We start from the raw sequence: 396 nt of genomic DNA, 5'->3' as shown, positions 1-396 counted from the left end.
ATATCAAGCTTAGGCCCATAAAAGGCTGCTTCACCTTCTGCTTCAAAGTAGTCTACACCCATGTCATCCATGGCACCTTTTAGCATGGCTTGCGCATTTTCCCACATTTCGTCATTGTCATAATATTTATGAGTATCTTCTGGGTCACGGTAGGACAAACGGAAACGGTAATCGGTCAAGTTGAAATCTTCGTAAACGTCAATAATCAATTGAAGGGTACGTTTAAATTCATCACGAATTTGTTCTGGTGTCACGAAGATATGGCCATCATTCAAGGTCATCTCACGTACCCGTTGCAAGCCAGATAGGGCACCTGATTTTTCATAACGATGCATCATCCCTAGTTCGGCAATACGGATAGGCAATTCACGGTAAGAATGCACATGGTTTTTATAC

General features: G+C 42.2%; 1 protein-coding gene. It reads right to left on the bottom strand.

Annotated elements, in window-relative coordinates; genetic code table 11:
• A partial coding sequence (locus tag KTJ72_RS07055; protein ID WP_346726683.1) for an aminoacyl--tRNA ligase-related protein occupies positions 1-396 on the bottom strand: 396 nt, incomplete at both ends.

It is taken from the genome of Apilactobacillus waqarii, assembly GCF_019061205.1.
GTDB lineage: Bacteria > Bacillota > Bacilli > Lactobacillales > Lactobacillaceae > Apilactobacillus > Apilactobacillus waqarii.
The sequence above is the reverse complement of the archived record's forward strand: the minus strand, read 5'-3'. Positions and strand labels throughout refer to the sequence as shown.